The organism is Bacteroides bouchesdurhonensis, from assembly GCF_900155865.1.
Lineage (GTDB): Bacteria > Bacteroidota > Bacteroidia > Bacteroidales > Bacteroidaceae > Bacteroides > Bacteroides bouchesdurhonensis.
This window is the reverse complement of sequence record NZ_LT707006.1, coordinates 2861340-2886574: the sequence shown is the minus strand read 5'-3', so window position 1 is coordinate 2886574 and position 25235 is coordinate 2861340. Positions and strand designations below refer to the sequence as shown.

Here is a 25235-nt window from a genome sequence, read left to right as displayed (position 1 = left end):
AATATATAATTCATTAATAACCCTTGAAGGAACAATTATGATTAACAAGGCTATCCTTATTTCTCTTTTTCTGGAAGCGAATTGGAAATTGCCTTTACCTTCATGCCATCCCTAACCTTCATCAGAGCTTCCGTAACGTAACGTTCCTGAGGTGAGAAACCTCCCAAAACTTGCCGTAGTGTATCATTAATTAATTGTCCAACCTCAATATGTCGATAATGTACAATATTCGAATCATTAACAGCATATAAGAACTTGCCTAACTGATCGGTACCAATCGAAGCTTCATTTACTAAAATCGCATTCTTAGCTTCTTTATAAGGCAGAGTTATACTGACATATAATCCACTTTTCAGCACTCCCTGAGGATTGTCAAAATTGGCACGAACCATTAATGTTCCTGTATTCAAATCTACATTTGGAGATAAATAATCCAGAGTAGCCGGATAAGATTCTGTACCTTCTTTCCCCAACTGAACCATTATTTTCTGAGGAAGATTTCGCTCCGATGACTGATTATTCATTGACATATCCAACCATTGATTATCGGCAACATTAAAATAGGCGTACATCTGATTATCTTTATAGATAGTAGCTAAAGTGACAGGTTGCAATGCACCTCCTACGTAGCTTCCTACGTCTACGCTCGCTTTGCTAATTGTTCCGTTAAACGGAGCATGAACATAGCAATATCCTAAATTTGTACGAGCAGTGCTCAAGGCAGCTTCTGCATTATTTACTGCTGCAATTCCCTCTGCAACAGATGATTCTGCTTGAAGAACTTGTATTTGACTCACTGCATCACTTTTGACAGCTTCTTTCATACGACTATAATTATTACGGGCATATTCCAATTGAGCCTGAGCTGTATTAAGTTCAGCTTCTGCCTGAGCCACTTTATCTTTATACAATGTTGGTTCTATGACAAATAGCAACTGTCCTTGTTTCACCCTTCCTCCCGGAGAATAAGAAATAGATTGTAATGTACCATTTACTCTGGCCACAAGATTTACCGTCTTTTCCGTGGTTAAATAACCAGGATAATTTTTTGTCAGAGTAATATCCTTCACGATTGGTTTCGCTACACTGACAGCCGGAGTTGGCATCCCTCCTATTGATCCTACACTCTTTTTCTCCTTACAACCGATCAATATCGGCAATATAAGAAAAATATACATTCGTTTTTTCATATCTGCTAGGTTATATATTATTTATAAAGATTCTTTTATTCTCTCCAACCACCTCCCAAGGCTTTATAAAGTGCTATCAATTGTAGCAATGAACTTCCCTGAGCTTGAACCAACTGATTCTCGTATGATAATAAAGAACGTTGTGCATCAAGCACATTCTGAAAAGGAGAAAGTCCTTGTTTATAAAGATCTAATGATAATTTTAATGTTTCAATACCTTGATTTCGAACTTCTCGTAATGCAACAATCTGTTTGATAGAGTTTTTATAAGAATTCATGGCATTATCCGCCTCCTGTACCGCTGTCAATACTGTTTGGTTGAACTGGTTAATTGACTCATCCAATTGTGCTTTTGCTAATCTCGTAGCATTAACCAACTGTCCTCCGCTAAAGATTGTCCAGCTCAATGCCGGAGCAATTTGGTAAGTCATGCTTTTACTTTTCATCAAATCATTTAAATCACGTGCAGCATAGCCAAATGAGCCCTTTAAAAAGACCTTTGGCAACCAATCCGATTTGGAAGCTCCTAATAATGCTGCTTGTGCATTTACAGTTCGCTCTGCACTTCTTACATCAGGTCTCCGCATTAATAGATCTATAGGCATACCTATTCCTATCGGTTCCATATAGTCTGGCAGTTTGCCTACAGGTTCCAAGATTGGACGGACATCTTGAGGATACATACCCAGTAAAACTGCTAATGATGTAATATATTGATTAATTCCTGCTTCCAATTGTGGAATTGAAGCTTTTGTACTATACAAAACAGACTTTGCCTGTGCTACATCCAATTTTGCTACCAGTCCGGTATTAAACCGAACTTCCGTTATTTTTAGAACTTCTTCTTGGGAAGCACTGTTCTTTTTAACTACTTCAAGTTCCTGTTGCAATTCGCGCAAATTAATATAAGAAGAAGCGACTTCGGCTGCTAAAGAAATCATAACTCCTGTATACTCTTCCTTGCTAGCGGCAAAATTTTCTTTTTGCGCTTTTACCCGTTTACGGATACTGCCAAAAACATCGACTTCCCAGCTCATACTAAGAGAAGCATCATAATAACGATCTGTCGATTGAGGCAAAGTCGAGGTGTTTCCACTAGTTTCCTGCCTTGTCCATCCGGCATTTAGGGCAATAGAAGGAAAGAAATTTCCACGTTCCATCCAAAGATTAGCACGTGCAGCAGCAATACGATCCATTGCCATAGCTACGGAATAATTACGATCTACCGCCAATGCAATAAGGGAATCAAGTTTGGTGTCTTGAAAAGACTTCCACCAATGATCATCTACAGGGAGTATTTGTTGAAATACCTCTCCACTTTCTTCCCATTCGTCGGGAAGCGGGACATTCAAATAGCGGTTTGCAGTTTGTGCAAAAGCTGCTACAGTTGAGAGTAACAAAAGGAGTGATAGGCTCCACACTCGTTTATTCATATTCAGTTCAGTTTTTTATGAAATGAAATGATAACAATTGTCGGTTTGCTTTGTTTATTTCGTAAATGTTAAGGAAAGGATACAAAAAAAGCCTCGCAGATTGCGAGGCTTTGAAAAATATCATCAATTATAGTACTTTACTCAGCTGACTTTCTTCTGATAGCTCTCTTGGTTGTAGTAACCGGAGCTTCTTCATTTGCCTTATGCTCAGCTTGTACTCCTGCCAATTCCGGGTCTATCATAATACGTCCACAATACTCACAAACAATTATTTTCTTGCGAGAACGGATATCCAACTGTCTCTGAGGCGGAATCTTATTAAAGCAACCTCCACAAGCGTCACGCTGTACATATACAATACCTAATCCATTACGAGAGTTCTTACGGATACGCTTAAATGACTGTAATAGACGTGGTTCGATCTTAGTTTCCAAATCTTTAGCTTTGTCTCTCAGTTTTTCTTCTTCTTGTTTTGTTTCAGAAATGATCTCATCAAGTTCACCTTTTTTCTCTTCCAGATCCTTTTGTCTTTCTTCAAAAATATGTTCGTTTTTCACAACTTCTGCTTCCTTTTCTTCTCTTTCAGCTGTGAATTCCTTGATTCTCTTCTCACAGAGCTCAATTTCCAAAGTCTGGAATTCTATTTCTTTTGTTAGAAAGTCATATTCGCGATTGTTACGGACATTGTCTTGCTGTGATTTATATTTTTCTACTGAAGCTTTTGCTGCTTCAATCTCCACTTTCTTGCCTGCAATTGCACTTTTCAGTTCATCTACTTCCGCTTTGATTTTCTCAATACGAGTACTCAAACCTTCAATTTCATCTTCCAAGTCTTGCACTTCCAACGGAAGCTCACCTCTCAAAGTTTTGATTTCATCAATCTTAGATAACATTGTTTGAAGTTGGAACAGAGTTTTAAGTTTCTGCTCTACTGTCAATTCACTTGGTTCTTTTTTTGCTTCTCTAGCCATTTTACTATAAATATTTTATGGGATTCGTATTTACTTTACTCAATTGGAGTGCAAAATTAGGAAATAAATCCCGGATTATGGAATAAAAAATTTCTTTTGTATATTGTTCGCTCTCATAATGACCTATTTCTGCCATAAGAATATTCCCCTCGTGACCAAAATAATCATGATATTTAATTTCGCCTGTAATAAACACATCTGCACCTGCCTGAATAGCTTGAGGCAACAAAAATGCTCCCGCTCCTCCACACAGTGCAACTTTCTGTACTTCTCTACCTGTCAGCTTATTATGACGAAGGCAGCTTACTTCAAAAGTTCTCTTGATACGTCTTAAAAAATCAAGTTCCGTTTCAGACTCTTCCAACTCACCTACAACTCCTGCCCCAGCTTGCTTCCAATCATTCTGTAGTGGATACAAATCAAAAACAGGTTCCTCATATGGATGAGCCATCAATAATGCCTTTATTGCTTCTGCTTTCTTAAATGAAGGCAAGATTGTTTCTATTCGCACTTCTCCTTCCCTATGCAACTCTCCAATAGTACCACAGAAAGGATGCGTTCCTTCTTTTGCACGAAATGTTCCTTCTCCATTCAGATTGTAACTACATGAATCATAGTTACCTACGTTTCCACAACCTACGGAAAACAATGCTTGTCTGACAGCATCAGCTTGTGCAAAAGGCACAAAGGTTACTAACTTCATCAGACAGTTTTCTCTAGGCTCAAGAATACGTATGTTCTTCAAACCAATTTTCTCAGCTATTTTAAAGTTTACCCCGCCTTGGGCATTATCAAGATTAGTGTGTGCCGAATAGATAACGATATCGTTTTTTATCGCTTTCAAAATACAACGTTCAACATAATCCTTTCCAGTAATGGATTTATATCCTTTAAAAATAAGCGGATGATGCGAAATCACCAGATTGAATCCTAGCGCAATAGCTTCATCTAACACAGCTTCAGTAACGTCAAGACACAACAAAGCCCCTGCAGCTTCCGCATCTGTCAATCCGATTTGCAGGCCGGCATTATCGAATCCGTCTTGCAATGGCAGAGGCGCGAATTGTTCAAGGGCGCATACTATTTCTTTAATTTTCATTATTTGTAGAAAATTTGGATGCAAATATAGCGAAAAAAGAAGAAAGAATGCTTTTTGTTATCGTTTTTTTAGTAAATTCGTCGCATATCTTTAATAATTGAACGCAATGAAAACAATTCCGGCTTTCTTTCTCATAATCTTTTTGATTGTTTCCTGTCAGTTAAAGCAAAAAGAAAGTATTAACGAGGCTATTATTAAAAATGCTAACGACGCAGAAACTGCTATAGACGATACTATAAAAGTGACAGCTATATTTTGGATTGATAAAGCGAAATATAAATATGCCAAAGAATATGCTTTTCGCACAATCAAAGCAAAAGTGTTTATTCACGAAGACGGTAAAGTCGATCTCCTGGAGTTTGTTAAAGAGCAAACACCAGGTGTAAATAAGTACATACGTCATTATCTTGCCAAATTCATGGTTCCCCCAATAATGTTTGAAGGTGGTTATATAAAACCTGGAGAGCAAATTGTTCAACTTCGTTGTCTATGGGGAGATAGAGAAAAAAAGATAATGCAGTAATATACTAAATGGTAATTTCCACTAAGTTATTGTCCGGATCAAGAATACTTCCCTCAAAAAAGCCATCTCCAGTAGTACGGGGTTCGCTTGCAATGGTATATCCATCTTTACGGAAGCGTTCTATAAATCCTATAACAGCTTCTTTACTACCTACAGAAAAAGAAAAATGTGCCAATCCAATATGTAATACGCTATCCGGTTCGGTAATATTTATTTTCCGCATTATTTCTAATGCAGCTCCTTCTTCGAAACGCATAAAATAGGATTCAAAACCTTTTTGGGGATTTATATATTTTTCGTTTGTACGACCATCGAAATATTTAGTATAGAATTCACGAAGTTCTTCTAATTGATTGGTCCATAGAGCAATATGATTAATTTTCATAGCTTTATTATATTACAATTTATTTTCTGCAAAGATAAAGAAAGAAACTAAAAATGACATTGATGTATGTCAAAATCGTTACAGCAAAGTAATTATCAGAAGAATTCATGCGAATATTATTTGATTTCTTCCTCCTAAGATAAAACATCAATTTCTCTATCAACCTATCACCAACCTTCGGAAACTCGCTGTATATCGTGTTTTGGAGTGGTGATAGGTTGTTATTTTATCTATCACCTCATCTATCACCTATCACCTTTGCCGGTTCCTGCTATCATCCTCTTTTATTATATGGACGACAGATAACTTTTAAACTCCTTAATAGTAAACATCCATTCTATTATTAACAAACTTTCTCTCCTTTAATACCTAACTTCTTTTCTTCTGATAGAGAAATTATTTTTTATTAGGAATAAACTATAAACAAAAGTTGCAGTTGTATAAACGGAACTTGCGTTTACATAAACTGAACTTGCATTTATACAAATGAAAGTTCAGTTTATAGATTGCAAAGGATAAAAAACAACTTTACTATTAAAGAAAATAAAGTTTGTTATAGGAAGAGAAGAACTAATCTATTAATACTTCTGTTCATCACTTATAATACAATGAAAATGTGGATACGGAAAACCGGACTCGGAAATAAGCTGAAGAATATGGGAGGTAATTGCATTTACTGCGATTGCGACATAAGAGTTAATGAAAAGTTTAACGAGCTTGTATCAGACTGAGCTCAAGAGTTCTAGGAATTTCTTCTTATTTTTTTATCTGCACCTTATTTTTTAAAGCATAATGTTCATCTACAACGCGATCTGTAGGGAAAAAAGTAAGAATCATCCGCCAATCTCCTTCTCTATATATAAATTTCCGTCCATTTGCTCCATGAAGGATTAATTCATATTTCTCCCATAAGAATGCATCCAAATGTTTCGGCATATCTTTACCCACTGTCGAAAATTCTACTGTAATGAAGAATTTTGGAATAGATACTTCCGCTACTTTTTGGAAAATCTGATCAACAATTGTCATTTCCTTGGTTCTTTTGTTACATCTAATAGTTTTCCGTATGCATCAAATGATCTACGTGATGCTAATGATATGGTAATCATTAATGAAAGCATGGATGCAGTAAACGTAATCACCATAATCATCATCTGATATTTAATAGCCACATTAGGACTACTTCCCCCCAATATCTGCCCTATCATGGTTCCAGGAAGAGCTACCAATCCCATTACTGCAATATTTGCTATTAAAGGACTGAATGATTTAATAATAGCCTGGCGGATGAACGGTGCCTGGGCCTCTTGTCGTGTTGCTCCATTTCCTAATAAATAACGGTATAGTTGTTGTTCGCGCTTCAGTCCACTGTAATAGGTATTAAGTGCAATTACATTACTAGATAACATATTTCCCATCAAGATTCCAGCTATCGGAATAAAATATTGAGCACTGAAAACATTGTTTAGTTGGAGTACAATACCTATAAAATACATTCCTACGAGTATAACACTACAGAGAAAACCTACAGAAAGAGGAATAAGTAAGATTTTTCTTTTTAATTGAGTACGTACCAACGCAGTTTGCCCTGCTACAAAGATCATAATAATCACCCAAAGCGAATTAATCCAAGGATTGTTCCATAAAAAAAGATATTTCAGATACATACCAATGAAGAACAATTGAATAATCATTCGTAATGTTCCAATCATTGCAGGTTTTAGTAGTCCGGTCTTGAACTTCCAGAGATAAAAAAAAGGAATGGCAAGCAGAAGCAAACCTATAAATAAATTAAAGTATGTGATATCGATAGTTCCCACGAATAATTCTTTTTATAATTCTATTACATAATGACAACCTGATGCGAAATCTTTATCATGTGATACAGCTAGTACAGCGGCTCCTTTTTCCGCTTGCTGACGAAAAAAGGTTAAAACTCTGTCTGTTGAGTCAGCATCCAACGCTGAAGTAGGTTCATCAATAATAATCAGTGGCTTGTTAAGCATTGCAGCAACAGCCAGCATTATTCGCTGCCGTTGTCCTCCCGAAACTTCATTTACTCTCTTAAAATACAATTCATGTTCCAATCCTAACTCATTAAAGCAAGCAAACAATCGTTTTTCCGAAAAAGGAATAGAACGATTTACTTTTAAATCAAAAGGTAAAGCTACCATTTCTTTCACCCATTCAAATGGAAGTGCCAATTCTTGAGGAATCCATGCAATTTGCCGACGGATGATGTCAATCGTTGATTTACCTAACAATGTTTCCCCCACTTTGATAGTGCCCTCCTTTAATGGTACAAATCCCATCACTGCATTCAATATCGATGTTTTTCCACAGCCGGATTGTCCAACGATGCAGGCAGTCTCTCCCTTTTCCAAATGTAGATTAAATCTGGAAAAAAGAACTTCTGGTCCAAAAGCAACACAAGCATTGTTAATATGTAACATGACGTTTTTAATTCTTTCTTTCCGGCAAAGGTAGTATTTTCTTGAAAAACGTTATCTTTGCCTCACTAATTAATTCAATAAAGTTATGATACTAAACGAAAGAGATGCCCGTCATGAGCATATTTTACAGGTTGCACGCCAAATGATGACTGCTGCCCGTACGGCTCCAAAAGGAAAGGGTATTGATATTATTGAAGTAGCTTTAATTACTGACGAAGAAATTAAACAACTGTCAGACACTATGATAGCTATGGTAGAAGAACATGGAATGAAATTTTTTCTCCGTGATGCTGACAACATCCTGAACGCTGAATGTGTTATATTAATAGGTACACGTGAACAAGCACAAGGATTAAATTGCGGATATTGCGGATTTGCAACTTGTACCAGCCGTACAGAGGGAGTTCCTTGTACCATAAATAGTATCGATGTAGGAATTGCAATAGGTTCTGCTTGTGCAACAGCAGCTGATATGCGAGTTGATACCCGTGTCATGTTTTCTGCAGGATTAGCTGCTCAACGTTTGAATTGGTTGAAAAACTGTAAAACGGTTATGGCAATTCCAGTAAGTGCATCGTCCAAGAATCCGTTCTTTGATCGGAAACCTAAACAAGAGGATAATAAATAATAAAATAACAACATACGAATGGGAATCATTGTTGGGCTCCCCCGTTCCGGTGGTTCGGAGAAGGATTTACAATTAAATTTTGGCAAGATTATTACCGAACAAGTAGAGGTAAGGGCACCTCATCTGCCTGCTGAATGGCATCAGCAAAGTGGTATTCAACTAACATGGCCTCATGCTGGTACTGATTGGGCGTACATGTTGAATGAAGTACAAGAATGTTTCTTAAACATTGCTCAAGAGATCGCGAAACGTGAGATTTTACTAATCGTTACTCCGGAACCTGAGGCTGTAAGAGGTCAGATTGAGGCAACAGTCAATATGGACAACGTCCGTTTTCTTAAATGTGAAACCAATGATACATGGGCACGAGATCATGGGGCGATCACTATGATTGATGAGGGCAATCCTTCCTTGCTAGACTTTGCTTTTAACGGATGGGGATTGAAATATGCATCTGGGTTAGATAACCAAATTACTCGGCATGCTCTAGAAGCTGGGGCATTAAAAGGAGTCTATGTTAATCACCTCGATTTTGTATTAGAAGGAGGATCCATTGAAAGTGATGGAATGGGAACATTATTGACTACCTCAGAATGCTTACTGTCTCCCAACAGAAATAAACGACTGAATCAAGTAGAAATTGAAGAATATTTGAAATCAACCTTTCATTTACAAAGAATCTTATGGTTAGATCATGGCTATCTTGCCGGTGACGATACGGACAGTCATATTGATACATTGGCACGTTTTTGTTCTCCCAATACTATTGCATACGTAAAATGTGACAATAGCGAAGATGAGCATTATAAATCTCTTCATGACATGGAGGAACAACTAAAAACTTTTCGTACATTAGCCGGTGAACCTTACAGGTTGATGGCGTTGCCGATGGTGAATAAAATAGAGGAAGATGGCGAACGTCTGCCTGCTACTTATGCAAACTTTCTGATCATGAATGAAGTTATTCTTTATCCTACCTATGATCAGCCGGAAAATGATCATAAAGCGAGGGAAGTGTTACAACAGGCATTTCCCAAACACGAAATTATAGGAATAGATTGCCGTGCCCTCATCAAACAGCATGGATCTCTACATTGTGTCACTATGCAATATCCTTTAGGAGTCATCAAATAAAATCGTATATGAGAAAAATAAAAGTAGGATTAATTCAACAATCCAATACTGCGGATATAAAAGCCAATTTAATGAATTTGGCAAAAAGTATAGAAGCTTGTGCTATTCATGGTGCACAATTGATTGTACTTCAGGAACTACACAACTCTCTTTATTTTTGCCAGACTGAAAATCCAAACTTATTTGACCTTGCTGAGCCTATCCCTGGTCCTTCAACAGGTTTCTATTCAGAACTGGCTGCTGCTAACAAAGTTGTTCTTGTCACTTCTCTTTTCGAAAAACGGGCACCGGGATTATATCATAACACTGCTGTAGTATTTGACCGCGATGGTAGTATCGCCGGAAAATATCGTAAAATGCATATTCCGGATGATCCTGCCTATTACGAAAAGTTCTATTTTACTCCGGGGGATATAGGCTTCAAACCTATTCAAACTTCATTAGGAAAGCTTGGAGTATTGGTATGTTGGGATCAATGGTATCCCGAAGCAGCTCGTTTGATGGCTTTGAACGGTGCTGAGCTTTTGATTTATCCTACTGCTATTGGTTGGGAAAGTAATGATACTGATGATGAAAAGACTCGCCAACTTAATGCGTGGATTATTTCCCAACGTGCCCATGCCGTTGCAAATGGTCTTCCTGTTATCTCAGTCAATCGTGTAGGACATGAACCTGATCCTTCAGGTCAGACCAATGGTATTTTATTCTGGGGAAATAGTTTTGTAGCAGGACCGCAAGGAGAATTTTTAGCACAAGCGGGCAATGATCATGCTGAAAATATGGTTGTTGAAATTGATATGGAACGTTCGGAAAATGTCCGTCGTTGGTGGCCTTTTCTACGTGATCGACGAATTGATGAATTCGAGGGGCTTACAAAACGCTTTCTGGACTAGAGATACTTTCTATTTGAAAGTTATCTTCTTATTAACCACAAAATTTACTCCTCCATAGATAAATAAACCGAGAAATTGGGCTAGATATTCATTGACATCCAACCCTTCTACTAAAAGAATGAGAAAAAGGAACTGGGCAGTGTACGCTATCCCGAAAGCAGAACAGAAGAACAGTATTTGTTTCCAAATATTGTTCTTCCTTTTTTCTGTTGGGAAGATCCAGTATTTACACCAAATGAAATTATGAATCTGAGCTATCACATACGCAGTTATATTCGCAACCAGATAATCCCCCTCGAATGATAGACTTTCCATCATTAGCCATACAACTAATGCCATTATCAAAGCATTCATTGTACCGATTATTATGAAACGAAATATACGTATTGATTCTTTCATTTTATTACCAATTCATCATTGTTCATACGTGTCATGTATTGTTGGATGATTGCTTTAAGCTCATCCTCCATTTGCTGCTGACCGGCAACTTCTCCCAATAAATTGTGCTCTAATAACTTATCTGTTTTAAATGCATACATGGCAATTGATTTCTGACCATCAAAATGCAATAAATACTCACCTTTGAAAAATTGATAAATACCATTGATATAGTTTACAGCATAAGTATCCTCCGGTTGAGTATTCAATAAATCACATCCAAACGAAATATATGGTTTATCATAACCTAAATATCCCAATACAGTAGGCATAATATCAATCTGTTGCGCAATCATTTCTTTCCGATATCCTTTCAAATCGGTTCCCGGTTGGTAAAAGACGATTGGAACAGAGAAAAGACCACTTTCAGTTTCATATTCAGGACGTTCTTGGGAGTTGGTGTGATCGGCTGTAAATACAAATAATGTATTTTTATACCATGGCTCTTTAGATACTTTTTCAAAAAATAGTTTCAACGCATTGTCTGTATATCCTATACATTGCCGAATTGCCTTATTCCCTTTTGGAAAAATACCCTCGTACTCTGTTGGCACTGCAAACGGGTGATGAGAAGATAGACTGAATAAAGCAGCAGCAAAAGGTTGTTGGAAAGTAGACAAGGTATTGGCAAAGAATTGAAAAAACTTTTCGTCCCAAATTCCCCAATGACCATCAAAATCTTTGTTCCCCGGATTTGCTTCATTATATTCAGTACGTCCATAATAGTGAGTATACCCAACAGTCCGCGCAAAAGCTTCAAACCCCATCGAACCATTATCTGCACCGTGGAAAAAGGCCGTATGATAACCTTTCTTTTTTAACTCCCCTCCTATGCTGGATACTGTATTCAAGGAAGCCGGAGTCAAGAAAAACGGTTCAACAAACATTGGTATCCCTGATAATACAGAAGGCATACCGTCAATACTCTTCATTCCATTAGAGAATGAATATTTAAAAGTCAAACCTTCAGACATGATAGAATCCAGAAAAGGCATGTAGCCTTTATAAGTTCCATTGTCTAAATCCTCATTTAAGAAACCACTGTTTTCTTTACCAAAACTCTCCAATATAAAGACTACTACATTGAGTGGACGAAATTGGGTACTATCCTTGGGGAGATGTATTGGAGAATAGATTGTTTCCAATTTTTCCTTATCAAAATATTGAGGCACCATGAATGGCTTCTTACCCAAAGTACGATATACAGAAAACGGTGTATTTAATACAATTCCCGTTTCTATGGGACGGTCTACATACTTATTGGCGTTACTGATTGTAATGGGGCGTACCATACCTGTAAAGCCACCACGCATACCACCGACACATAAATAAACAGCCACTCCTAAAATTATTAGATTAACTGTATAGTATACAGGCAGATGGTTCACTTTCACTACTCTAGGCTTGCAGTAAAGTTTAAATAACACATAACCGAAAGCTACAGCTAACAATGTCAAATACCAATGATTTATTAGCTCTGTTCCAAAAATGCCTCCTAGATTTCCTTCATTTTTGAACTCACTGAATACAGATGCTGTTGTTCTTCGATGTGTATATTGGAAATAAACCGTATCCATCAGGTTCATGATGATTACGATTAAGTTTGTTACAACAAAAATTCCTTTAGTAATTTTCTGATAGATGATATTTTCCTTATAATGAAGAGGAATCAACATTAGAAAAATATACAGGAGATTAGTATACAAAATAGCAGAAGTATCAAAAAGAAATCCACCTTCGAACATCCTCCAAATTCTTCGTGCTGTTAAATCGGAAAAAGCACTCCAATTTTCTGCTAGAAATATAATACGACAGAGAATAAAGCACCCCATCACTAATAACAGATTGCTTATGAGTGACAGGGTGGTATTATAAAGATAACGATATTTACTCATCGTTTACTTATTGTTTTCTTTGATTTCAACAATCAGATTTAATTCGTCAAGTTGGGACTGGTCAATAGCAGACGGAGCATCTAACATAACGTCGCGTCCTGAATTGTTTTTTGGGAAGGCTATACAGTCGCGAATAGAATCTAAGCCAGCGAAAAGAGATACCCAACGATCAAGTCCATAGGCCAAACCACCATGAGGAGGAGCACCATACTTGAAAGCATTCATCAGAAAACCAAACTGCGCTTCAGCCTTTTCAGGAGTGAAGCCTAGTATTTCAAACATCTTTGCTTGTAATTTTGCATCGTGTATACGAATTGAACCACCACCTACTTCTACACCGTTTACTACCATATCGTAAGCATCTGCACGTACAGCAGCGGGATCTGTATCCAACAATGGAATATCTTCCTCTTTCGGATGAGTAAATGGATGATGCATAGCCATCAAACGTCCTTCTTCTTCGCTCCATTCAAACATTGGGAAATCAACCACCCACAAACAAGTGAATTTGTTCTTGTCACGTAATCCTAATTGAGAACCCATTTCCAAACGAAGCTCATTCAATTGTTTACACGTCTTCATTATATCATCACCTGACAAAATTAGAATCAAATCACCCGGTTTAGCTCCGAATGCTTCTTTCATTTGCTGCAAAACCGCTTGAGTGTAGAACTTGTCTACGCTTGATTTTACGGTACCGTCTGCTTCTATACGTGCATAGACTAAACCCTTGGCACCAATCTGTGGCTTCTTTACAAATTCAGTCAAAGCATCTAATTGTTTACGAGTATAAGTTGCAGCACCTTCTGCACAAATTCCACCAATATAAGCAGCATTGTCAAATACAGAAAAGCCATGCCCCTTCATAATGTCCATGAGTTCGACAAATTTCATACCGAAACGCAAGTCAGGTTTATCGCTACCATAATATTTCATTGCGTCAGACCAAGACATTCTTTGGAATGGTTCTGTAAATTCTACATTACGTAGAGTCTTGAACAGATGTTTTGCCATTCCTTCAAAAGTGTTAATTATATCTTCCTGTTCTACAAAACTCATTTCACAGTCAATTTGTGTAAACTCAGGCTGACGATCCGCACGTAAGTCTTCATCACGGAAACATTTTGCAATCTGAAAATAACGGTCGAAACCGGAAACCATCAACAATTGTTTCAAAGTTTGAGGAGATTGTGGAAGTGCATAGAACTGTCCTGGATTCATACGTGAAGGTACTACAAAATCGCGTGCCCCTTCTGGAGTAGATCCAATTAATACAGGAGTTTCTACTTCAATAAATCCCAGACTATCCAGATATTTACGAACCTCGATAGTCATTTTATGACGTAATTCCAAGTTAGAACGAACAGCATTACGACGTAAATCCAGATAACGGTATTTCATACGAATATCATCACCTCCATCTGTGTTATCTTCGATAGTAAATGGAGGAGTTAAAGCTGTGTTCAGTACATTCAGCTCAGAGACAATAATTTCAATGTCTCCGGTAGGAATATTTGCATTCTTGCTAAAACGTTCGTTTACCGTTCCCGTAACCTGAATAACAAATTCGCGTCCCAGCTTATTGGCACGATCACAAAGCTCAGCATTAATTTCTTCATTAAATACTAATTGGGTGATGCCGTAACGGTCACGTAAATCAACGAATGTCATTCCTCCCATTTTACGGCTACGCTGTACCCATCCGGACAGCGTGATTTGTTTATTTACATCGGAGATTCTCAATTCTCCGCATGTGTGTGTTCTGAACATATATTTTAATATTTAAACAATTATCATTCCTATTCACATTCTGGATCGACCAAAACACTGCAAAAGTACGTAATAATTTGTAATTAGTAGTTAGTAATTAATAAAATTCTCACCCTTTCTTGGTCAGTTTTTTTAATATTTTCTTGTTTTTATCTGTTATATTGTCTACTATCGCTTCATTCATTAACTTTATTCCACTCACGTATTCTTGTGCTTTCTGAAGGACATTTGCCGGATCTTTTTCTTCAAGATACGGAACAACGACATGAAGACCTCTCTGAATTAATTCGATATTCACCTCTGCACCAGTTTCCATCGGGTCTCCATCAAAATGTACGACTCCTGGAGTTGCACGACGGATGCAGAGCTTTTTACAGCGAAAAGTCTTGATACGACTATTCTGGTCAATTGTTTTATTAAATAATTGGAAAGCAAGTGAAGGTACATCCAATACAGTAAAAGGTTCAAGAATTGTCACATCCAACAATCCGTCTGTTAATGTAGCTTGCGGAGCAATATATGCATTATTCCCATATTGCGAGGCATTTCCACAAGCTATCAGAAAAGCTTTATATTTAGCTACTCCATTTTCAGTTTCTAATTCATATGTTTCCGGCTGATATTTAAGACTTTCCTGCAGCGTCTTTTCTAAATAAGTCAATAATCCGCGTTTTCCTGCATGGGCAAACTTCAGACTTACAAAAGCATCAAACCCTACTCCACAAGTACAGAAAAAGTCTGTATTATTAATTTTGCCATAATCTATCACATTCAGATAACCTTCATTAAGTATATCTAATGCTTTCTTAGGTTCTAACGGTATATGCAAATGTCGTGCCAACCCATTACCAGAACCACATGGAATAATTCCTAAAGCAGTGTCTGTATGGACTAATGAACGAGCTATTTCATTAATTGTTCCATCCCCTCCGATGGCTACTACTATATCGGCTTTATCTTCGGCGGCTTTAGCGGCTATTTGCACTGCATGACCGGCTCTTTTTGTATACACTACTTCCCAAGTGTATCTCGTCTTGTCTATTTTCTCATCCAATAAGCTAAGAATTAATTCTTTACTCTGGGTTCCTGAGATCGGATTAACGACGAATATAATTTTCTTCATTCTTTCGTTCATGCTAATTTTTGTCGATTGTAGACGACAAAAGTAATACAAATATATTAAATTTTAATCTATTGGAGGTTTCTAATCGCATAAGAGCAACTTTTTTCTCTTAAAAAGAACAGATAAAAACAAAATTTGTTATCTTTGCCCCCTGTTTTAAACACTTGTTAAGAAAAAAGGATGTGAGACCATCGTGAATGGTCTGAGTATTGGCATAATAAATTTAATTCATGGGATTATTACAAGAGAAGTTAGCTAAGTACAATTTGCCGCAACAATTTATGGCAAAAGGCGTTTACCCATATTTCCGTGAGATCGAAGGAAAACAGGGAACAGAAGTAGAAATGGGCGGACATAAAGTTTTAATGTTCGGTTCTAATGCTTACACTGGCCTTACAGGAGATGAAAGAGTAATTGAGGCAGGCATTAATGCCATGCGTAAATACGGTTCCGGTTGTGCTGGTTCACGTTTCTTGAATGGCACACTCGACCTTCATGTTCAGTTAGAGAAAGAACTCGCAACATTCGTTGGTAAAGATGAAGCTCTTTGTTTTTCAACAGGCTTCACTGTCAATTCCGGAGTTATCTCTTGTCTGACGGATCGTAACGATTACATTATTTGTGACGATCGTGACCATGCATCTATCGTAGATGGTCGTCGCCTCTCTTTTTCACAGCAATTAAAGTACAAACATAATGATATGGCAGATTTGGAAAAGCAACTTCAAAAGTGCAATCCGGATTCTGTTAAACTGATTGTAGTCGATGGCGTGTTCTCTATGGAAGGTGATTTGGCAAATTTACCCGAAATAGTACGCTTGAAGCATAAATACAACGCAACAATCATGGTGGACGAAGCTCATGGTCTAGGAGTGTTCGGAAAGCAAGGCCGTGGTGTTTGTGATCATTTTGGTTTGACAGACGAAATAGACCTTATTATGGGTACTTTTAGCAAGTCATTGGCTTCTATTGGCGGATTCATTGCTGCTGATGAATCTATTATTAATTGGCTACGTCACAATGCACGTACTTATATTTTCAGTGCATCCAATACTCCGGCTGCTACTGCCGCAGCTTTAGAAGCTTTGCATATCATCCAGAATGAACCAGAGAGACTTGAAGCTCTGTGGGAAGCAACTAACTATGCATTAAAGCGTTTCCGTGAAGCAGGTTTCGAGATCGGTGCTACTGAATCTCCGATTATTCCTCTTTATGTACGTGATACGGACAAGACTTTCATGGTAACTAAATTAGCTTTTGATGAAGGAGTATTTATTAATCCGGTGATTCCACCGGCATGTGCACCGCAAGACACATTGGTACGCGTGGCATTAATGGCAACACATACTAAAGAACAAATTGACAGTGCAGTAGAAAAGCTAACGAAAGCCTTTAAAGCATTGGATATTCTGTAACTTATCATTTCTTTAAATAAATAAAGCTACTCTCTTATTCAAGGTTCGAGAGTAGCTTTTTTCTATCTAAGCTAATTCTGATTCTTATTTTTGTTTTGCGTAGTGGAACTCTATTTCTCCATTATCCAAAATCAAAGAGTCAGCACTCAACTTTATAATTTCCAATGTATCGGTAAATTCAATCGTCTGTCCGTTTCCAATACTTTTTCCTGTCAAAATCAGCTGATCGCCTTTTTGTTTCCAACTTTCATAGACTAATGTAGCCATATTGATAGAAGAAGCATTTCCTCCCTCTTCTATTTTAACACCTTGTACTTTTCCTTCCATACCTGGAACCGGTTCTACCCATGCTCCTACTACAGACATTGAATTACCTCCACATGCAGTTAATATACCTAAAAGCATCACTACTCCTAACATTTTCTTTTTCATGCCATATATTTTATTAAGTTATAAAAAATGTATTATTCCGTATATTTGTTCCTTTTTCCTATTATAACCACTTTTTTAGCAGTAATAATTGTGCTTAATCCTGGCTCTTCTTCCTCTTCTATATAATTTACTTTCACTGTATCTCCCAGTTCGAAACCACTAACTTCGCTTGGTTCCTGATCCATTGTACTAATAAATATAGTGTCTTCTTTTTCTGTAATTAACATGAAATTATTCATTGAAGCGTCTTCTATAACACCAGTAAGTACTTTTTCATCCTCAGTATGAGCAGTTATGCTATCAATAACTTGATCATCATTATTTGTCGTTTGCCCATTCTTTGGCTGGCAAGAACTAAAATAAATTATAGTTATAACTGCCAGAGAAACTATTGATTTATTCATAAACATACATTTAAAGAACAAAGATAATTTTTTCTATCTGTCTTTTCCTATAAAAAAATAAAAATCATTTCTTTTTTTATGGAATACATTTTCAAGTTTATAAATCGATAATTTTATTATATTCTTTATTATTGTACATTTCTATTTCCGGTAAAGCTTTTATTTGTATCTCTTGTACAGCTATTTCTTGTGCTCTATGATAATAATCGAGAATTTCTTCACAATAACCAATTCTAAAAACTCTTTGTGAAGAACTTATATTCCGACGCATACCAATCCCATGGTAATACATATCGTTTAGAACTCAATAAACAATTATATGAAGGAGTACGCTACGCCTGGATACATCTAAAAAAGAGTAGAACATAAAATCACAATCAAAAAAGTTAAATTAATAAATGACATAAAGATAGCATTTGATTGATTATACTGACATTAACACAGAAAACTGAGATATATGCTATCTCGTTCTTTAAAATATTGATGTCTAATAAATAAAGATATTGCAATAAATCGTAAAATATACGGTAATTCTGCCATAATCTACCGTATGTTTTGGAATAAACTACCGTATATTTTGGAAAAAACAATGGGATGATTATACCAAAATATACGGATAGTGTCACTAAAAGCACCGCTTTGTGTCATCAAAAGCATTGCATAATGACGACAAACCTGAAATGATGTTTGAGATCTTTACTTTTTCAACAAATTTACTCCTAGATTGGAGTTATACACAAGCATTTTGAATCTATCAAAAAACGGATGTAAAGAGCAAAAGCTGCAACAAAAAGAAAGAGAATTTTGGAAGGAACAAACATATATTTCATTCAGAAGCTCTATATATAAAACTATGATAAGCCCTACCCTCTCTATAATTGAAAAAAACAATTCATAGTCCCTCTACATTAAAAAAAACGATTCATGAAGATCAGGAATATCAAAATGTCATTTTGTCATTTTAATATTCCACGTTTGCAGGAATTTCATTAATGGCACGTCATCACTTAAATGAAAGAAAAAATTGGTTCGTTTATTCCTTTTTTGTATTTTTGAAAAAAGGAATAATATTACTTCATTCTCCAACTTTATATAATATAAATGTAATAGATATGAAAACTTATAAGATAGGTATTATCGGTGCCGGACACATTGCCCGAAAAATGGCACACACGTTAGCCAATATGGAAGGAGTGGAACGTTATGCGATTGCTTCACGTGATATTGCGAAATCAGAAAATTTTGCCAAAGAATGGGGTTTCTCGCATGCTTATGGATCTTATGAAGAATTGGCAGACGACCCGACTGTGGATTTAATCTACATTGCAACTCCACATGCCATGCACTACGAACAAGCAAGGATGTGCATTCTAAAAGGGAAACCTGTATTATGTGAAAAAGCTTTTACCGCCAATGCGCGTCAAGCAGAAGAATTATTGAAGCTAGCACAAGAAAAGCGGGTATTTATTGCTGAAGCCATTTGGACTCGCTATATGCCTTTATCCCGGAAAATAACGGAATTAGTTCAAAGTGAAATAATCGGAAAGCCTTTCTTTCTGACTGCTAATCTCGGTTATGTTATTCGCGATAAGGAAAGATTGATAAAACCAGAGCTTGCCGGAGGCGCACTCTTGGATGTAGGTGTATATACACTAAACTTTGCGGCAATGATTTTCGGTACTGAAGTCAAGAACACATCGACAACTTGTATAAAAACAGAATCAGGAGTCGATGCACAAGATAGCATCACGCAGTTTTATTCCGCTGATCGTATGGCAATACTATCTTGTTCTATGTACGCCCAGACCGACCGTTTAGGTATTATTTCAGGTGATAGAGGTTGCATCATCGTAGAAAATATTAATAATCCTCAGTCAGTGAAGGTTATAGACAATAGTTATCATCTTATTGCCGAATATCAGGCTCCTAAACAAATTACAGGTTTTGAATATGAAATTTCAGCGGCTATCGAAGCCATAGAAAATGGCTGGGTGGAATCGCCTTATATGCCACATGCCGAAACGATTCGCATAATGAAACAGATGGATGCCTTGCGCGAAGAATGGGGAGTTAAGTATCCATTTGAATAACGAAGCTATTTCAAAAACGAAATAAATTATCAATAAGCAATTTTAGAGACTGCTTGCAAAGCCTGTAAGCTATATCATTCTATCATTCAAAAAACATTGCGAGGAATCTCCTCTTTATTAGCTCCAAAAGAGTAGATTATTCGCAATGTCCAGAATAACAGAACAAAATGATAACATACAACACTTATAGATACTCACTAAAAAATAATGATTATGGACTGTTGAAACTGTTTCATTCAAATAAACAATCTTATTTTATTCACTTTTAATCACTTCAGCGGGGTTCTGCCGGGCAGTTTTCCATACTCTCCAAATAATACTCAGGAAGATAATCAACGCCATCAATGCAAAGACACCGGCATATACCCACCAATCGATAGAGGTCTGCTTCATATACACCTCGAGCCAATGTTTCATAATGACATAACCCAACGAGAAAGCCATACAAGAAGCAATGACGAGCAATATCATATATTCTTTGAAAAACAGATTCAGAATCACTCCCACACTGGCACCGTTCACTTTCCGGATCGCCACCTCCTTACGGCGTTGCTGGCAGGACAAAGTGACCAAAGAGAAGATGCCGAACACAGAAATCACAATACAGATAATAGAAACCACACTCAGCAATTTCGTCAGATTCAATTCCGATTTCATATAACCGTTGTAAACCTCGTCCATATTCCTCAGCGTTACTCTGGCATCCGGACCCGCTTTCTTTGCCTCTGCCATCAACGCATTACAAACTTTGTTCCAGCTCCCTTCCTTTACTCTGAAAATACAGTTCCGATTATGTTCTTTATTCGGATTCAGCTTAAAGACAGCCGGTTCTACCGGATGTATAGGAGAGCGATGATAAATATCTTTAATAACACCTTTTACTATCACCTTCTGTCCATGAAAAGTCATATTCTTCCCAACAGGATCTTTCCATCCCAATGCTTTTGCAGCTGTTTCATTAATGAGCACCTCGTCGCTGTTCTTCTCATTGAACATCTCTCCTTGCAGGATCTGTATCCCAAAGAAATCAACATACTTTTGGTTGATATACAAAAGCTCGGCATCGATAGGCTGACTTTCCGAAAGCTTCCCCTCCCAATCGGAAATCTCGTTAATAAATAAGCTTGATCTGGGAATCGGAGTGCTGGAATCATCCAAATGATCGATTACATCCGGCATTTGACTCAAAATATTGCTCCAAGGCACCTCTTCACAATGATAAATTTCTGTGAATACACCCACATTGTGACGATCCAAACCTAGTTCGGTGGTATTCAAAACATAATTCAGTTGCTTCATCATCACCGATGTGCAGAATACAAAACCAATACTGATAAATAACTGAAACAACAGACTACCTTTATAAAACCAACCGGAGAAATGAAGATCCGCTCTCCGACTTATTCTGTCGGAAAGTGTCCGCTTGTTGGTATAATAAACAAGGACAGTAGCGATGGCAACACTAATCCCGATCAAGGACAGCATATAAATCAAAATCTCACGATAAAAGAAGGAGGTGCTTTCGTTGATTTGTGACAATTGCTTGAAATCCGGCAGAATCAGTTCAATCACCATAGCTCCTACACTAAAGGATAAAACAAGCAGCAGGAGTAGCTCCGACAGAACCAACGCCAATAAGTTTCCGTCAGAAGCTCCATTTACCTTTCGGATAGCCAACTCGCGCTTACGCATCCTGATGCGAGTGACGAGTACAGCCAAATAATTGCATAATCCGCAGATAACCACCAACGCACCAATACATGCAAACAACCAAACATACTCCATCTTGACATTCATGTCTTCTCGTGGATGGAGAACTCTTAACTTAGCCAAAGGAGCAATAGAAGTCGGTGTGGGCCATTCATATCCATTATCCAGAAGTTTGACATCCTTCAATCTGTCCTCCAGTTTCTTTATATCACTGTTCGGATGAACCCTAAACAGTGTATATACAAGCCCTGCACTTTCTTCCTCGAAATAGGGATGTAAAATATCAAAAGAGAATAAAGACGGTCCTTCAAACGACTTGACAACAGCAACAATCGTCTTTGTTCTATCCTTTCTTTTGGTAAATGCCAATTCTTTGCCTAACGGAGATTCTTTACCGAAGATCCTTTTGGCAGCTTTGTCTGTAATGGCTATTTGCGTGTTGTCCAAGCGCAAAGGAGTGTTTCCCTCCAATACCGTAACGAACATGGAAACAAAACTAGTATCAGCGTCTATTTCCGGCAGTAAAAACTCGTCTCCTTTTTCGTATCTTACTCCACAATATTCGGCTCTTGCAGGCCAAATGCTGCACGCTATTTCTACTTCCGGACAATTCTTTATCAGATAGCTCCGTATTTGATTCTTGGTTTCATAATCAAAACCGTCCTTTTCTAACTGAGCACGACTACCTGCCAGATAAATACGATCGGCTCCTTCATGAAAAGAGTCATAAGACATCTCATAACGAATCCACAACAGAGACAGGGAGAGACATACAAAACCTGCCGACAGTCCGATAATACTAATGCCCATCTGTACTTTGTACTTCAGCAGGTTCCGAAATGCTATTTTTAAATAATGTTCTATCATCATAATCTATTAATTATTCCTTTTTTATTACTTCTGCCGGATTCTGCCGTGCAGTCTTCCATATCCTCCAGATAATACAGAGGAAAATGATAAGTGCCATCAATACAAATATTCCTCCCAAAAGCCACCAAGTGATGGATGTTTGTTTCACATATCCTTCGAGCCAATGTTTCATAATAACATATCCTATGGAGAAAGCAATACAGGATGAGATGATGAGTAATAGTATGTACTCTTTGAAAAACATATTTAGAATAATTCCCACACTAGCTCCGTTTATTTTCCGAATTGCAATTTCTTTACGACGCTGCTGACATGACAAAGTCACTAATGAGAAAACACCAAATACTGAAATTATGATACAGATTACAGATACTACACTTAATAGTACTATCAAATTTTGCTCCGATTTCATATAACTCTTATAAACTTCATCCAGATTCACTAATCTCAATTCTGTATTCGGACAAGCTTTCTTCAACTCCTCCGACAACTGCTTCGATACTTTATTCCAGGTACCTTCTTTCACTTTAAAAAGGTAATCTGATTTTATTTTAAAACGCGTGTAGGGTTGGTCTATAGAATATATTGTCGGAAGTATCGGATACATTGGAGATTGCAGATAAATGTCTTTTATGACTCCTTTTACAGTCGCTGAAGTACCAGCATTAATTATTTTCTTATTAACAGGATCTTTCCACCCCAATGCTTTTACTGCGGTTTCATTAATGAGAATGTCTGTTTCTTTCTCTGGCATGCTGCCCTCTACTAATTTTATTCCAAAGAAATCAACATACTCTTGATTAATGTACATATTTTCCGCCTCAATGGGCTGTTCTTCTATAGACTTACCATCCCAGTCAGAGATTTCAGAACTCATAACAGACGATTTAGGAATCGGAGTCGGAAAATATTCCAAATGTTTAATTACATCAGGATTCTGATCTAATATTGTTTCCCAAGGAATATCCTCACAATCACGCATTTTCAATATTGCTCCTACGTTATGCCGGTCTAGTCCAAGCTCATTTGTATTCAGTAAAAAATCCAATTGTTTCATCATGACTAAAGTACAAAACACAAAACCGATGCCGATGAATAATTGAAATAATATACAGGCTTTATAAAACCAACTGGAAAAGTGAATGTCTGATTTATGACTAATACTGTCAGATAAAGTTCGCTTGTTGAAATAATGTATCAGTATAACTGCAATGATAGTAGTGAGTCCAATTAGCACTATCATATAAGTCAGTATTTCAATATAAAAAAATGAAGTACTCTCATTAATTTGTGATAGCTTTTTAAATGTTGGCAAAATGAGTTCTATCAACATACATCCTATTCCCAAAGATATACAAAGTAATAAGAGCAGTTCTGAAAGAATCAATGTTAGCAAACTTTTATTAGATGCCCCATTCACTTTTCGTAAAGCTAATTCTCGTTTACGCATTCGTATACGTGTGATAAACATAGTTAGATAATTGCATAACCCACATATGATAACCAAAGCACCAATGGAAGCAAACATACGAATATGATTCATTTTAACATTCACATTTTTGTCCGGATGGAGCTCTCTTAGCTCTGTCAATTTGACAATCAAGGGAAATAAAGGCCATTCCACTCCATTTCTTAGAACTTTGACGTTTTCTAATTTCTTTTCTAACGCTTTTAAATTACTATTAGGATATACTCGAAAGAGTGTATACACTTTATAAATAGATTCTTCGTCAAACGGTAACAAAATGTCGAAAGGAAATAAGGAAGGGCCTTCCCATGATTGAACTACGGCAACAATTGTTTTTTCCTCATTCTGTTTTTCGGGAAATACTAGCTGTTTGCCTATCGGAGATTCTTTACCAAATATCTGTCTGGCTGCTCGCTCTGTAATAGCTATTTGATTTGCGTTTAAATGTAAAGGTGTATTTCCATCCAGCACAGTAATATTAAACATAGAGATAGAACTGGAATCCACTTCTATTTGTGGCAGTTGAAATTCAGTATCCTTGTATTTTAGTTTTTCATTGGACGATTGTATAGGGCGAATACGGCAAGCAGTTTCAATTTCGGGACAGTTTTTCACCAAGTAGTCATATAGTAAACAGTCTGAAAGGTAATGAAACATATCTGATTCTAGAACATTGCGGCCACCTGCAAGATAGATTCGATCTACTCCTTTATGAAATGAATCATAAGACGTTTCATAACGAATCCACAGCAAAGACAGGGAAAGGCAGACAAAGCCTACTGATAGACCAATAATGCTGATCCCCATTTGTACTTTGTACTTCAAAAGGTTGCGAAATGCAATTTTTAAATTGTGTCGTATCATCATAGTTTCTTACTTTTCGTTTTTCATAAAAGTTCCCGAATTGAATC

22 protein-coding genes are annotated in these 25235 nt (G+C 37.0%); 6 read left to right on the top strand and 16 right to left on the bottom strand.

Annotated elements, in window-relative coordinates; genetic code table 11:
• Window positions 1–56: 56 nt before the first annotated feature.
• The 4 genes from CZ225_RS12135 to CZ225_RS12120 all read right to left on the bottom strand — a co-directional run bounded on the left by CZ225_RS12135 (window position 57) and on the right by CZ225_RS12120 (window position 4693).
• Entirely contained in the window at window positions 57–1190 is a 1134-nt protein-coding gene (locus CZ225_RS12135) for an efflux RND transporter periplasmic adaptor subunit (RefSeq protein ID WP_077154248.1), read from the bottom strand.
• Window positions 1191–1225: 35 nt separating this feature from the next.
• Complete coding sequence (locus CZ225_RS12130) at window positions 1226–2623, bottom strand: efflux transporter outer membrane subunit (protein WP_077154247.1); 1398 nt, start codon at window positions 2621–2623, stop codon at window positions 1226–1228.
• A 137-nt stretch (window positions 2624–2760) separates the two neighbouring features.
• On the bottom strand, window positions 2761–3594 hold the full coding sequence (locus tag CZ225_RS12125) for a zinc ribbon domain-containing protein (protein ID WP_077154246.1): 834 nt from the start codon (window positions 3592–3594) through the stop codon (window positions 2761–2763).
• 4 nt (window positions 3595–3598) lie between these two features.
• Complete coding sequence (locus CZ225_RS12120) at window positions 3599–4693, bottom strand: Nif3-like dinuclear metal center hexameric protein (protein WP_077154245.1); 1095 nt, start codon at window positions 4691–4693, stop codon at window positions 3599–3601.
• 106 nt (window positions 4694–4799) lie between these two features.
• Between CZ225_RS12120 and CZ225_RS12115 the strand changes: the two genes are divergently transcribed.
• Window positions 4800–5216, top strand: a complete 417-nt coding sequence (locus CZ225_RS12115; RefSeq protein ID WP_077154244.1) for a DUF4891 domain-containing protein — start codon at window positions 4800–4802, stop codon at window positions 5214–5216.
• 4 nt (window positions 5217–5220) lie between these two features.
• On the opposite strand, the gene CZ225_RS12110 is transcribed toward CZ225_RS12115, so the two are convergent.
• From CZ225_RS12110 to CZ225_RS12095, 4 genes are all read right to left on the bottom strand, one after another.
• Window positions 5221–5601 carry a VOC family protein gene (locus CZ225_RS12110; RefSeq protein ID WP_077154243.1) on the bottom strand — a complete coding sequence of 127 codons (381 nt, stop codon included), beginning with the start codon at window positions 5599–5601 and terminating at the stop codon, window positions 5221–5223.
• A 756-nt stretch (window positions 5602–6357) separates the two neighbouring features.
• The gene (locus tag CZ225_RS12105) at window positions 6358–6630 is read right to left on the bottom strand and encodes a hypothetical protein (protein WP_077154242.1); all 273 of its coding nucleotides are present in this window, start codon (window positions 6628–6630) and stop codon (window positions 6358–6360) included.
• Entirely contained in the window at window positions 6627–7421 is a 795-nt protein-coding gene (locus tag CZ225_RS12100) for an ABC transporter permease (protein WP_077154241.1), read from the bottom strand. The genes CZ225_RS12105 and CZ225_RS12100 overlap by 4 nt, the downstream gene beginning before the upstream one ends.
• Before the next feature lie 12 nt (window positions 7422–7433).
• Entirely contained in the window at window positions 7434–8054 is a 621-nt protein-coding gene (locus CZ225_RS12095) for an ABC transporter ATP-binding protein (RefSeq protein ID WP_077154240.1), read from the bottom strand.
• Between the two features lie 85 nt (window positions 8055–8139).
• On the opposite strand from CZ225_RS12095, the gene CZ225_RS12090 reads away from it, so the two are divergent.
• The 3 genes from CZ225_RS12090 to CZ225_RS12080 are packed head-to-tail and all read left to right on the top strand — an operon-like array spanning window position 8140 to window position 10709.
• Complete coding sequence (locus tag CZ225_RS12090) at window positions 8140–8682, top strand: ferredoxin domain-containing protein (RefSeq protein ID WP_077154239.1); 543 nt, start codon at window positions 8140–8142, stop codon at window positions 8680–8682.
• An 18-nt stretch (window positions 8683–8700) separates the two neighbouring features.
• Window positions 8701–9816, top strand: coding sequence for an agmatine deiminase family protein (locus CZ225_RS12085; protein ID WP_077154238.1), 1116 nt, complete (start codon window positions 8701–8703; stop codon window positions 9814–9816).
• An 8-nt stretch (window positions 9817–9824) separates the two neighbouring features.
• Window positions 9825–10709, top strand: a complete 885-nt coding sequence (locus tag CZ225_RS12080) for a carbon-nitrogen hydrolase (protein ID WP_077154237.1) — start codon at window positions 9825–9827, stop codon at window positions 10707–10709.
• Window positions 10710–10718: 9 nt separating this feature from the next.
• Here the strand turns inward: CZ225_RS12080 and CZ225_RS12075 are convergent, their stop codons facing one another.
• The 4 genes from CZ225_RS12075 to CZ225_RS12060 all read right to left on the bottom strand — a co-directional run bounded on the left by CZ225_RS12075 (window position 10719) and on the right by CZ225_RS12060 (window position 15947).
• Window positions 10719–11108: a GtrA family protein gene (locus CZ225_RS12075; RefSeq protein ID WP_025074145.1), complete on the bottom strand. Its 390-nt coding sequence runs from the start codon at window positions 11106–11108 to the stop codon at window positions 10719–10721.
• Window positions 11105–13042 (bottom strand): LTA synthase family protein, encoded by a 1938-nt coding sequence (locus tag CZ225_RS12070; protein WP_077154236.1) that lies wholly within the window; start codon window positions 13040–13042, stop codon window positions 11105–11107. The genes CZ225_RS12075 and CZ225_RS12070 overlap by 4 nt, the downstream gene beginning before the upstream one ends.
• A gap of 3 nt (window positions 13043–13045) precedes the next feature.
• Complete coding sequence (aspS, locus tag CZ225_RS12065; RefSeq protein WP_077154235.1) at window positions 13046–14812, bottom strand: aspartate--tRNA ligase; 1767 nt, start codon at window positions 14810–14812, stop codon at window positions 13046–13048.
• A 109-nt stretch (window positions 14813–14921) separates the two neighbouring features.
• A complete protein-coding gene (locus CZ225_RS12060; protein WP_077154234.1) occupies window positions 14922–15947 on the bottom strand; it encodes a diacylglycerol/lipid kinase family protein in 1026 nt (341 codons plus the stop codon).
• A 218-nt stretch (window positions 15948–16165) separates the two neighbouring features.
• On the opposite strand from CZ225_RS12060, the gene spt reads away from it, so the two are divergent.
• Window positions 16166–17350, top strand: a complete 1185-nt coding sequence (gene spt / locus CZ225_RS12055; RefSeq protein WP_077154233.1) for a serine palmitoyltransferase — start codon at window positions 16166–16168, stop codon at window positions 17348–17350.
• A gap of 84 nt (window positions 17351–17434) precedes the next feature.
• Here spt and CZ225_RS12050 read toward each other — a convergent pair whose 3' ends face one another.
• Together CZ225_RS12050 and CZ225_RS12045 are read right to left on the bottom strand one after the other, a co-directional pair.
• Window positions 17435–17782 carry a lipocalin-like domain-containing protein gene (locus CZ225_RS12050; protein WP_077154232.1) on the bottom strand — a complete coding sequence of 116 codons (348 nt, stop codon included), beginning with the start codon at window positions 17780–17782 and terminating at the stop codon, window positions 17435–17437.
• Between the two features lie 32 nt (window positions 17783–17814).
• Window positions 17815–18186 carry a hypothetical protein gene (locus CZ225_RS12045; protein WP_077155808.1) on the bottom strand — a complete coding sequence of 124 codons (372 nt, stop codon included), beginning with the start codon at window positions 18184–18186 and terminating at the stop codon, window positions 17815–17817.
• Between the two features lie 1112 nt (window positions 18187–19298).
• Between CZ225_RS12045 and CZ225_RS12035 the strand changes: the two genes are divergently transcribed.
• A complete protein-coding gene (locus CZ225_RS12035; protein WP_077155807.1) occupies window positions 19299–20276 on the top strand; it encodes a Gfo/Idh/MocA family protein in 978 nt (325 codons plus the stop codon).
• A gap of 255 nt (window positions 20277–20531) precedes the next feature.
• On the opposite strand, the gene CZ225_RS12030 is transcribed toward CZ225_RS12035, so the two are convergent.
• Both CZ225_RS12030 and CZ225_RS12025 read right to left on the bottom strand, forming a co-directional pair.
• Window positions 20532–22853 (bottom strand): ABC transporter permease, encoded by a 2322-nt coding sequence (locus CZ225_RS12030; RefSeq protein ID WP_077155806.1) that lies wholly within the window; start codon window positions 22851–22853, stop codon window positions 20532–20534.
• Between the two features lie 13 nt (window positions 22854–22866).
• A complete protein-coding gene (locus CZ225_RS12025) occupies window positions 22867–25188 on the bottom strand; it encodes an ABC transporter permease (protein WP_077155805.1) in 2322 nt (773 codons plus the stop codon).
• Window positions 25189–25235 lie beyond the last annotated feature (47 nt).

Excerpts from the sequence above, each read along its gene's own strand:
- CZ225_RS12085 (WP_077154238.1), top strand. The coding sequence starts at position 8,701 with ATGGGAATCATTGTTGGGCTCCCCCGTTCCGGTGGTTCGGAGAAGGAT.
- CZ225_RS12030 (WP_077155806.1), bottom strand. The coding sequence starts at position 22,853 with ATGATAGAACATTATTTAAAAATAGCATTTCGGAACCTGCTGAAGTAC.
- CZ225_RS12095 (WP_077154240.1), bottom strand. The coding sequence starts at position 8,054 with ATGTTACATATTAACAATGCTTGTGTTGCTTTTGGACCAGAAGTTCTT.
- CZ225_RS12080 (WP_077154237.1), top strand. The coding sequence starts at position 9,825 with ATGAGAAAAATAAAAGTAGGATTAATTCAACAATCCAATACTGCGGAT.
- CZ225_RS12090 (WP_077154239.1), top strand. The coding sequence starts at position 8,140 with ATGATACTAAACGAAAGAGATGCCCGTCATGAGCATATTTTACAGGTT.
- CZ225_RS12110 (WP_077154243.1), bottom strand. The coding sequence starts at position 5,601 with ATGAAAATTAATCATATTGCTCTATGGACCAATCAATTAGAAGAACTT.
- CZ225_RS12060 (WP_077154234.1), bottom strand. The coding sequence starts at position 15,947 with ATGAACGAAAGAATGAAGAAAATTATATTCGTCGTTAATCCGATCTCA.
- CZ225_RS12075 (WP_025074145.1), bottom strand. The coding sequence starts at position 11,108 with ATGAAAGAATCAATACGTATATTTCGTTTCATAATAATCGGTACAATG.
- CZ225_RS12070 (WP_077154236.1), bottom strand. The coding sequence starts at position 13,042 with ATGAGTAAATATCGTTATCTTTATAATACCACCCTGTCACTCATAAGC.
- CZ225_RS12050 (WP_077154232.1), bottom strand. The coding sequence starts at position 17,782 with ATGAAAAAGAAAATGTTAGGAGTAGTGATGCTTTTAGGTATATTAACT.
- CZ225_RS12115 (WP_077154244.1), top strand. The coding sequence starts at position 4,800 with ATGAAAACAATTCCGGCTTTCTTTCTCATAATCTTTTTGATTGTTTCC.
- CZ225_RS12025 (WP_077155805.1), bottom strand. The coding sequence starts at position 25,188 with ATGATACGACACAATTTAAAAATTGCATTTCGCAACCTTTTGAAGTAC.
- spt (WP_077154233.1), top strand. The coding sequence starts at position 16,166 with ATGGGATTATTACAAGAGAAGTTAGCTAAGTACAATTTGCCGCAACAA.
- aspS (WP_077154235.1), bottom strand. The coding sequence starts at position 14,812 with ATGTTCAGAACACACACATGCGGAGAATTGAGAATCTCCGATGTAAAT.
- CZ225_RS12035 (WP_077155807.1), top strand. The coding sequence starts at position 19,299 with ATGAAAACTTATAAGATAGGTATTATCGGTGCCGGACACATTGCCCGA.
- CZ225_RS12125 (WP_077154246.1), bottom strand. The coding sequence starts at position 3,594 with ATGGCTAGAGAAGCAAAAAAAGAACCAAGTGAATTGACAGTAGAGCAG.
- CZ225_RS12130 (WP_077154247.1), bottom strand. The coding sequence starts at position 2,623 with ATGAATAAACGAGTGTGGAGCCTATCACTCCTTTTGTTACTCTCAACT.
- CZ225_RS12045 (WP_077155808.1), bottom strand. The coding sequence starts at position 18,186 with ATGAATAAATCAATAGTTTCTCTGGCAGTTATAACTATAATTTATTTT.
- CZ225_RS12105 (WP_077154242.1), bottom strand. The coding sequence starts at position 6,630 with ATGACAATTGTTGATCAGATTTTCCAAAAAGTAGCGGAAGTATCTATT.
- CZ225_RS12120 (WP_077154245.1), bottom strand. The coding sequence starts at position 4,693 with ATGAAAATTAAAGAAATAGTATGCGCCCTTGAACAATTCGCGCCTCTG.
- CZ225_RS12135 (WP_077154248.1), bottom strand. The coding sequence starts at position 1,190 with ATGAAAAAACGAATGTATATTTTTCTTATATTGCCGATATTGATCGGT.